The organism is Rhodococcus sp. T2V (assembly GCF_029269925.1).
Classification (GTDB): domain Bacteria; phylum Actinomycetota; class Actinomycetes; order Mycobacteriales; family Mycobacteriaceae; genus Rhodococcus_F; species Rhodococcus_F koreensis.
Genome location: NZ_JARJBD010000187.1, coordinates 1 through 7840, shown reverse-complemented (window position 1 = coordinate 7840; position 7840 = coordinate 1). Strand labels below are relative to the sequence as shown.

Below are 7840 nucleotides of genomic sequence, written 5' to 3'. Positions count from 1 at the left end.
GAAGGGTCCAATCCCACGGCGGCCGCCCATCCGCCCTATTGGAGAGCGGAAGACATGTCGGCCTCGAGGATGTCCCGCCGGGTCCGCAGTGTGCTGACCAGGCCTTCCAGGATCCGATAGGCCTTTCGGTTGTCCCGCTCTTCGACTGCGCGCCACGCGGTGACGGCGTCAGGCAGGACGTCCTCGATGAGGTTCCACAGCTGCGAATCCATCAGCTCGTCGGCGATGTCGAGCGCAGGCCCTGTGGGGGCGAGGAACGTCGGGGTGCTCATGCGACGACACCGAGGTGCCGATTCAGCTCCGCGGGGTAGTGGGGACGCGACACGGAGGTGGCGCCGGCGGCGTGTCCGGCAGCGTGCACCCACGTGGAGAAATCCAGCTTGTAGTGCTGCTTACCGTCAACGGTCAGGCCGTACGGGGTTGCCATGTGGAGTTCGTACAGCGGATGGTTCCGCGGGTCGAAGTGCTCCACCTCCCCACCATGAGACTCGGGGTTCTTCGCCGGAACCCCTGCGTGGGACAACGACTGCGCGAGGTCGAGTACCTCGGTGTTGTGGGAATCGATCGCGGTACGCAGGGCCTCGAGAGCATTCCGGGCACGATCGAACGCGGCGAGGATGCTGGGCTCGTTGTCGCTGAGCAGCTCAGCGGCATCCGCCTTCGCCCGTTCGCGGCGACGCTCGGCCTCCTCAGCAGCAGCCTTCTCAGCGCGGGCCTGTGCGCCCCGGTCTGCGATCTCAGCGACGTCAACGGCGGCCTGGGCGGTCGCGAGGTCAGACGCGCTCACGTTCTCACCAGCGAAGATCCGCTGACGGAGGGCCTCAAGGGCGTTGCGGGCATTCAGGATGTCAGGCAAGGGAGGGGTTCCTATCCGTTGGTGCGGCGAGCGCGGGCGGCGTCGCGGATCGCGTCGACAGAAGCAGCGGCGGCTGCTCGGTGGCTGGCCTGGGCGGCGATGGCGGCGAAGTAGGCCTCGGACGAGGTCAACGTCGGGGCAGCGGCTTCCGGTGCCTCAGTGACGTTCTCAGGGGCTGTGTCAGTCATGGTGTTTCCTCCGGTGGATCAGTAATAGGAGCCGTCAGGGTGGTGACGGGGTTCAGGTGGTTCGTCGAGGACGTTGCCGTCCTGGTCGAGGTAGACGACGCTGTCGAGAATCGCCTCGTGCAGGGCCTGCAGGGCGTCCTTCGCCTGGTCCATCGACTCATCGACCGGGATCACGGGCGGCTCAAGGCGATATGCCTTGTCCAGGAGGATCCCGATGGTCGTGGCGTAGTTCTTCGACTGGGTGGCCTCGTCGGCGTCGAGGGCGTCGTTGAGCTTGCGCATGGTCTTCGTGCTCAGCCGGTAGAGGGCATCAACAGTGAGGTCACGCCGTTCCCGGGCGTCGATCTTCGCGGCTTCTGTGGCCTTCGTGGTCGGCTCGCGGTTGAAGCTGACGCCGGCGAGCCGAGCTGCACGTCCGACCGTGGAGGGGGCGCAGTCGAGTTGGCGGGCGATAGCGGCCCTGCTCATGCCTTGCCCTGCGAGTTCAACGACCTTGGCGGCGATCTCGTCGTACAGCTTTTTTGGGCCTCGTCCGGGCGAGGTCGAGGTCATCCGACGTTCTCCGCGGCGCGTATCTCCTGGTAGGTGTCGATTGCGACGACGAACTGGTCCAGGAGACCGTGTGCCGCTTGAATCCCCTCAGCGTGGGGGTCGACGGGGGGCGAGAGCTTGGTGAGCTTGTCGATGCCGACACCGAGGAGCGTGACCAGGTCTCGGGGTCCGAACTCCCCTGCTGCGAGGGATTCCCCGATCTTGGTGAGCGCGGCCGCGTTGCCCTCGTGGAGCTGATTCACCAGCGTTTCGCGTCGAGTCTTGGCGTCTACCTGGGAGGCAGCGGTTGCCGGCGCTGTGCGAGTGCGGTCGAACGTGAGTCCAGCGGCCTCAGCAGCCCTGGCGACTGTGGAGGCGGAGACCTGCAGCGTGCGGGCGATAGCGGCCTGGCTGAGGCCTTCGCTGTGCAGGCGAGTGACCTCGGGGGTGATCAGGTGGAACTTCTTTTTTGTGCTTCGTACGTTCGAAGTGGGGGGCACTGTTACCCCGTTCTGTATGGAGTTGTGTTGTTGTGCAGCAGGTTTCAGGCTGCAGCGGGGTCGTCGATGCTCTGCGCTGCGTATGCGACCAGGTCGGCGCGGCGGTAGCGGACGCGACCAGTGCCTTCACCGAGGCGAACGAACTTCGGGCCGACGTGCTTGCAGCGCCAATACGTGAGCGTCGAGGTGCGGACCTGCAGGTACTCAGCGGCCTCTGTGGTGGTGAGCAGCGTGTCGGACTCGGACACTGGCATTCCTCTCGATTAGCTATTGACAACGACAATCATAACTGATAGGGGGGTCGGGCGTTGTCAAGAACAGCCAACACGCAGGTCAAGTGGGATGAATCGAGAGCAAGTGGGGTCAAGGGAGATCAAGTGGGAGCGTCTCAAAGGCAAAGCAATGAGACGACCCGAGTGAGACGCGAACCCCCGCGCAAATCCCCTGGTCGACTCGTCTCAGAAGTCCGTCTCAGAATTTTGTCTCAGGCATTGCGGATGGTGCCGACTTATGAGACGGTTAGCGCATGACGAACTCCGCTTCCGCCGGCCACACAGTCGGATACGCCCGCGTCTCGACGAAGCGTCAGAACCTCGACCGCCAGCTCGACACCCTGGCTCGACTGGGTGCCGAGAAGGTGTTCACCGACAAGGTGACTGGTCGGACGATGGATCGCCCGGAGTGGGCACGGTGCCGCGAGTACCTGCGTCCCGGGGACACCCTGGCCGTCGATGCTCTCGACCGCCTGGGGCGTAGCGCGCTCGAGGTGATCGAGACGATCGACGAACTCACTAAGGCGGGAATCGCGATCGTCGACGGCGGTGGACGACGCCTCGACACCTCGGATCCGATGGGGCGCGCCCTGGTCTCGATCATGGCCGTACTCGCGGAGATGGAGGTCGAGCTGAAGGCGGAGCGTGCCGCGGCTGCTCGTGAGGCTGCGGCGGCTCGCGGGAAGCACACCGGGCGACCTAAGAAGCTTGACACCTCGGAGGCTGTCCGGGCTCGTGAGCTGCGCGCTCAGGGCTTATCCGCGACCGAGGTAGGTAAGGCGCTGGGCGTGTCTCGGGCAACGGTTTACCGCTACCTCGGGCAGGAGGAGGTGCCTGTGAGCTGACCTGTCGTTCCACCCCAATACGATCTTCAACTAAAGCGGGCCTGGCCCGGGCTTCCCTCCCGTGACCAGGCCCTTGATCACCACAGAAACGGACTCTGCAAGTGACCCATGCAAAGACTCTCTCATCGACCGCCGACAACGTTCTCCAGGTCGGGGACCTGACCCCCGGGGAGATGTTCCACTTCGTCGCGGAGTTCATCCGCCAGCACGACGACGGATGGTGGGCGTTCGACCCGCAGACGATGGCGATCGACATCGACGTTGCGGAGCATGTCCGGGCCGCGGCCGCGCAGCCCAACGCCGAACGTGACGCCGCCCTGGCGACCGTTGCGGCGCAGATGGAGGCAGCAGCATGACCGACCAGGACCTGAACCAGCAGGTCGACGAGATCCGAACCAAGCTGGGCGCATTGCGTCGCCTGGTCATCGCGGTGACGGAGTCCGCCGGCGAGCACGAGGCTCACGGCATCGTGGACGACTTGTCCGACGTGACTCGCTATCTGAACGACGCGGGCAACGTGCTCGCGGACGTGATCGTCGAAGGGTCGACTGACAGCCCCCGCCTGCCCGACTAAAATCTCCGATCAAGTCCCACGCGTCCGTCTTCAGCGTGTGGGCCTCCTAGGCAAAACCCCCCGCGCGTGTAGGTGTCGGGGGGTTTTGTCGTATCCAGGGCATACCGGAGGGTGCGGGACGACGGTTTCGTCGCTCTCCGTGGACCTCAGGGCGCGCCGCAGGTCACATCCGAGACTGACCGGGCATGATCGTGAGACATGACGGCGGACAGCGAGAACACCCCTCCTACCAGTGGGCGGCCGCGATGGTCAGCAGCCGAGGCAGCAAGGCAGTGTGGAGTCGGGCGGGCGACGATGCAGCGGGCACTCGATTCGGGCAGGCTTCCCGGAGCAGTGAAGACCGATAAGGGCTGGTCGATCGGTGTCGAAGACCTGCTCGCCGCTGGGTTCCACCCTGGTCGCTCCACTACTGACCGAGGCATGACCGAGGTGACTCGCGAGCAGGACCGGGCAGAGACCGCACGTGTCCACGAGGACCGGATCCGAGAGCTGGAGACCGCACTGGCGACCGCGGAGGCCCTGCGGCAGGCCGCTGAGCAGCTCGCAGCGGAGCGCGCCCTGCGGGTCGAGGACTTGCGGAGGACCGTGCAGATGCTCACCGCCGGCAAGTCGGAATCGACCGGTGTCCCATCCCCTAGTGTCCCGGCATCTGTCCCACGTAGAGGCCCCCTGGAGCGCCTGGTCGGGCGGTTCGGACTCTGAGCTGTGCCGTTGCGGCGTTGCGTCGGCCACTCAGGGGCCGTTGCGGCGTTGCGCAACACGCATTGCACGGGCTAGAGCTGCGCCCGTATGTCGCGGATGATCTCCTCGGCGACTTCCGGGGTGGCACCGATGTCGAACCGGATCCGTTCGAGCGCCTGCTCGCGGGTGTAGTCGAGTTCCTCAAACAGTGCCGTGTCGTCGTTGATGACGGCGACGGCGAGGAGTTCACCGGTCGACCACGCCGGCAGTAGCTCACCGAGTTCCCGGCTCTCCTGGGCGAAGCGTGCGCGGGTGATCCAGCCTTCGACTGTGCGGTCTCGGTTCTCGACTGCCTGACTGTGGAGGTACTCCGCGAAGCTTCCAGGTTCAGGCGTGGTCATACCTGCATCGTTGCACGGGGGTACGACCCCGAATGAAGTTCCGGAGAGCGCCGTGCCGGGGAGTTACCTGATAAGGCTTGGCGTGTCGTACCCGAAGATTTGTGGGTGGAGATGTCAGAGTTACCGCTGTGACTTCCCCGACGACGTTGCTGACGGACGGTCAGTGGGCCGATGACGTGCTCTTGCCGTACCGGCCGTACGCAACCGACGACTTCGAACGAGGTCAGCGGCGTCGAAGCCGGGAGACCGCTCTGACGATGCGGTACATCGAGCACAGTCCTCACGCGCTCCTCGGGTCGATCGTTGTCGACTGTGACCACCCTGACGCTGCGATGCGGGCGTTCGAGCGGCCGCGGGACCATCCGACACCGAGCTGGGTGGCGCAGTCGCCCTCGGGTCGGGCACACATTGGCTGGTGGTTGGCGTCTCCGGTATGCCGGACGGACTCGGCGAAGCTGCAGCCACTCCGCTTCGCTCAGCGGGTCGAGGCGGGGCTGAGAGCCTGCGTGGACGGCGATTTCGCCTACGGCGGGCAGTTGACCAAGAACCCCATTCATCCGTCGTGGGAGACGATCTACGGCCCGTCTGAGCCGTACGAACTCCGGGACCTGGTCACGGTCCACACGCCCCGTCAGATGCCGCGACGACCTGACCGGGCTGCGGGCCTCGGGCGCAACGTCACGATGTTCGACACCGCTCGTGTCTGGGCCTATGGGCAGTGGTGGAGCCACCGCGAGGGCACCGCGAGGGCCTGGGATCAGTTGATCCTGCAGCGTTGTCACGCTGTGAATACCGAGTTCGGGGTGCCATTGCCGTTCGTCGAGGTCAGAGCCACCGCGCAGTCGATCTCACGCTGGGTCTGGAGGAACTTCACCGAAGAGAAGTACCGGGCGCGTCAGGCTGAGGCTGGTCGCCGAGGCGGCAAGGTGGTTTCCCCCGCGAAACGTGAGGCGAACCGCAAGAGAGCGACGAAGATCGACGTAAACGCACTGATGGAGGCCGCGCTGTAATGGGAGCGAAGACACCGGTCCGGCGGAAGAAGACCGCTCGTGAACTGGCAGAAGAGTTCGGGGCATCCCCACGAACCATCCAGCGGTTGATCGCTGAGCCTCGTGAGGACTTCCTCGCCAGGGCCGCGGAGCGTCGCACTCGGGCAGTCGAACTGCGTGAGCAGGGGTTGAAGCACCGGGAGATCGCTGAGGAGATGGGGATCTCGATCGGTGCCGTCGGTCGGCTACTGCATGACGCTCGGAAGATCGCCGAGAAGGCGCAAGGCTGAGCGACCCCGTAGAACCTCCAGGCCCCCGCACCCACCCAGTCACACCGGGCGCGGGGGTTTCGTTCGTCTACGGGGCAGCCAGGCCTTGTTTAGGCGGACTGAGGCAGCGGCGCAGACTGCACGCTCGACAGTTCAGCCCTCATCCGAGCACGACGGTCGCTGAGCTGTTGAGCGACCGCAGTCTTGACTCGCTCGAAACCCGCACTGGCGGCGAACATCTCCCGAGCGAGATCGTGATCCTCGGCCGCGAGACGCTTACCGACCTTCGCGAAGTCCGACACCAACCGTCGCACCTGCATGTCGATCTGCGAGGCACGAGAGGCGATCTCGACTACCGGTGCCGGCTCCTGGACCTCGGGTGCAGGCTCAGCCTCGACGATGTCCTGTGCAGGTTCCTGAGGTGCGTACAGCCTCACGACTGCTGTGACAGCGTCTTCCACGGTGCGTCCGGCCTGCTGTGCCCGCTTGAGTGACTCCCAGTGCTTGTCCGAGACGACGTCGGGATCCACCGAGTGGTCGAACACCAGCGACGAACGAACGTTGCGGATCCACTCCGCAGCCTCGGCTTCGGCCTCGTGCACGCCCGCGTTGCTTTCGCCAGCGGCGGAAGAATAAGAGCTTGTGTTAGAGGAGCTGGTGGGAAAGGGACTGGTAGGCGGAAGCTCAGACTTCCGGTAGTCGGGGGCTGAATTACCGGTAGTCGGCCCTGAATTACCGGTAGTCGCGTCCACATCCTCACGACTACCGGTAGTCCAGACTTCCGGTAGTCCGGACTCATGACTACCGGTAGCCCAGACTTCCGGTAGTCCGAGACGGTAGACGTCGGCGTAGTTGCGGTTGCGACCCTTGCGGCCCTTCTGGGTGCGGATGAGGTAGCCGAGTTCGCGGCCCAGAGCGAGCGCGTCGCGGACGGTCTTCTCCGACATGGCCTTGATCTCGCCGGTCTTCGAATCACGCTTCAGGAGACGAGCAGCGAGGTTCTCGACTCCAGGGTGGGCGTTGGTGCCGTCCGCGTTGGCGCAGCTCTCCAGGGCGAGCAGGACACGCAACTGGGCATGCGTCAGCCGGTAGTCATCGACGACGGCGTCGCGCCAGGCGTAGCGGATGGAGGGGATGGGGGACTGGTCGGTCACAGTGCTCCTGTGGTTAGGCAGCGGCTCGACTCACGACCCCGACGTCCAGGGCGAACACGACATCCCACGGATGGGTGGGTTGCGTTCGTCCCGTAGACTTGCACTGGCGGTTGCGGGTGGTTGGGTTCGTAAGCCAGGTCACTGCAATCTTTTTGGGACGGCGTCAGGGATTAGGGCCCTTGGCGCCGTTTCTGCGTTCCTGGGGGTAGGGGATCCCAGTTCTGCCGATGCATTGACAATAAGGGTGGCCGCAACCAACCCCCACCGAACCCCTGCGCCCCATGCCTTTCAGCACCTACGGAAAAAGCCCCCGACCAGGACCGAAGTCCGATCGGGGGCTCATCCCTAAGTGGCCGGCGACACTCCTGGCGAGCGCGCCGACTGAGGTGCAGACCGCCTGGTGCAGGCCCACATCTCTACTGCCCAGACTCTTCTCAAACCGGGCAGAGACTTGGTTCGGGCGTGTGACCCCGGCACCAGACTTCCCTGGCACCGAGGCTTCACACACTCCCTGGCGACCACCGCGAAGGGTCCAATCCCACGGCGGCCGCCCATCCGCCCTATTGGAGAGCGGAAGACA

Annotated in this window: 14 protein-coding genes; 6 read left to right on the top strand and 8 right to left on the bottom strand. The window is 65.0% G+C overall.

Features of this window, described 5'->3' with window-relative positions; all coding sequences use genetic code 11:
* Positions 1-35: 35 nt before the first annotated feature.
* From P3H15_RS52395 to P3H15_RS52370, 6 genes are read right to left on the bottom strand one after another with little or no spacing between them, the layout of a single operon-like run.
* On the bottom strand, positions 36-272 hold the full coding sequence (locus tag P3H15_RS52395) for a hypothetical protein (protein WP_276144561.1): 237 nt from the start codon (positions 270-272) through the stop codon (positions 36-38).
* Positions 269-856 (bottom strand): hypothetical protein, encoded by a 588-nt coding sequence (locus tag P3H15_RS52390; RefSeq protein WP_276144560.1) that lies wholly within the window; start codon positions 854-856, stop codon positions 269-271. Before P3H15_RS52390 ends, P3H15_RS52395 begins: the two co-directional genes overlap by 4 nt.
* A gap of 11 nt (positions 857-867) precedes the next feature.
* On the bottom strand, positions 868-1044 hold the full coding sequence (locus P3H15_RS52385; RefSeq protein ID WP_276144559.1) for a hypothetical protein: 177 nt from the start codon (positions 1042-1044) through the stop codon (positions 868-870).
* Positions 1045-1062: 18 nt separating this feature from the next.
* On the bottom strand, positions 1063-1596 hold the full coding sequence (locus P3H15_RS52380) for a helix-turn-helix domain-containing protein (protein ID WP_276144558.1): 534 nt from the start codon (positions 1594-1596) through the stop codon (positions 1063-1065).
* Positions 1593-2075, bottom strand: coding sequence for a helix-turn-helix domain-containing protein (locus tag P3H15_RS52375; protein ID WP_276144557.1), 483 nt, complete (start codon positions 2073-2075; stop codon positions 1593-1595). The genes P3H15_RS52380 and P3H15_RS52375 overlap by 4 nt, the downstream gene beginning before the upstream one ends.
* A 44-nt stretch (positions 2076-2119) precedes the next feature.
* Positions 2120-2323, bottom strand: a complete 204-nt coding sequence (locus P3H15_RS52370; RefSeq protein ID WP_276144556.1) for an AlpA family transcriptional regulator — start codon at positions 2321-2323, stop codon at positions 2120-2122.
* A 278-nt stretch (positions 2324-2601) separates the two neighbouring features.
* Here P3H15_RS52370 and P3H15_RS52365 point away from each other — a divergent pair, with 278 nt between their 5' ends.
* The 4 genes from P3H15_RS52365 to P3H15_RS52350 all read left to right on the top strand — a co-directional run bounded on the left by P3H15_RS52365 (position 2602) and on the right by P3H15_RS52350 (position 4468).
* Positions 2602-3192, top strand: coding sequence for a recombinase family protein (locus tag P3H15_RS52365; RefSeq protein ID WP_276144555.1), 591 nt, complete (start codon positions 2602-2604; stop codon positions 3190-3192).
* Between the two features lie 101 nt (positions 3193-3293).
* On the top strand, positions 3294-3548 hold the full coding sequence (locus tag P3H15_RS52360; protein WP_276144554.1) for a hypothetical protein: 255 nt from the start codon (positions 3294-3296) through the stop codon (positions 3546-3548).
* A complete protein-coding gene (locus P3H15_RS52355; RefSeq protein ID WP_276144553.1) occupies positions 3545-3766 on the top strand; it encodes a hypothetical protein in 222 nt (73 codons plus the stop codon). Before P3H15_RS52360 ends, P3H15_RS52355 begins: the two co-directional genes overlap by 4 nt.
* 420 nt (positions 3767-4186) lie before the next feature.
* Complete coding sequence (locus tag P3H15_RS52350; protein ID WP_276144552.1) at positions 4187-4468, top strand: hypothetical protein; 282 nt, start codon at positions 4187-4189, stop codon at positions 4466-4468.
* 71 nt (positions 4469-4539) lie between these two features.
* Here P3H15_RS52350 and P3H15_RS52345 read toward each other — a convergent pair whose 3' ends face one another.
* Positions 4540-4848 (bottom strand): hypothetical protein, encoded by a 309-nt coding sequence (locus tag P3H15_RS52345; protein WP_276144551.1) that lies wholly within the window; start codon positions 4846-4848, stop codon positions 4540-4542.
* Between the two features lie 128 nt (positions 4849-4976).
* Between P3H15_RS52345 and P3H15_RS52340 the strand changes: the two genes are divergently transcribed.
* Together P3H15_RS52340 and P3H15_RS52335 are read left to right on the top strand one after the other, a co-directional pair.
* A complete protein-coding gene (locus P3H15_RS52340) occupies positions 4977-5858 on the top strand; it encodes a replication initiation protein (RefSeq protein WP_276144550.1) in 882 nt (293 codons plus the stop codon).
* Positions 5858-6127 carry a sigma factor-like helix-turn-helix DNA-binding protein gene (locus P3H15_RS52335; RefSeq protein WP_276144549.1) on the top strand — a complete coding sequence of 90 codons (270 nt, stop codon included), beginning with the start codon at positions 5858-5860 and terminating at the stop codon, positions 6125-6127. Before P3H15_RS52340 ends, P3H15_RS52335 begins: the two co-directional genes overlap by 1 nt.
* Before the next feature lie 89 nt (positions 6128-6216).
* Here the strand turns inward: P3H15_RS52335 and P3H15_RS52330 are convergent, their stop codons facing one another.
* Positions 6217-7260 carry a helix-turn-helix domain-containing protein gene (locus tag P3H15_RS52330; RefSeq protein ID WP_276144548.1) on the bottom strand — a complete coding sequence of 348 codons (1044 nt, stop codon included), beginning with the start codon at positions 7258-7260 and terminating at the stop codon, positions 6217-6219.
* Positions 7261-7840 lie beyond the last annotated feature (580 nt).